Origin of the sequence: Cobetia sp. SIMBA_158 (assembly GCF_046566945.1) — a bacterium.
Classification (GTDB): Bacteria; Pseudomonadota; Gammaproteobacteria; order Pseudomonadales; family Halomonadaceae; genus Cobetia; species Cobetia amphilecti.
In genome coordinates this window covers 1-285 of the sequence record NZ_JAWJYL010000221.1, presented here as the reverse complement: position 1 = coordinate 285, position 285 = coordinate 1, and the positions used below count along the sequence as shown (strand labels likewise).

General features: G+C 40.0%; 1 protein-coding gene. It reads right to left on the bottom strand.

Annotated features, from left to right (window positions below; translation table 11 throughout):
• The coding region (locus tag R2R70_RS19715; protein ID WP_410978855.1) for a GAF domain-containing protein at positions 1-285 on the bottom strand (285 nt) is incomplete at both ends.

Below are 285 nucleotides of genomic sequence, written 5' to 3'. Positions count from 1 at the left end.
AGTGATGAGTTAGTTAATGCAATAGCCCCTAATGAAGCAAACGAGCGTATTAGCGTGACGAGCTCTTCACTAAAGGGAATAATATTATTGTTGCTATCTTTTACGTTTATAAGCTGTATCACACCTAAAATATCATCTTGGTGATCTTTTAAAGGAATAGTTAGCATTGATTGCGTGCGATAACCCGTGCGGGCATCCATTTCACGCGCAGCGCTCATGTCAAAAGGCAGTGCAGCGTAAACATCAGGAATATTAATTACTTTGCCTGAATTAACAGCATGTGCA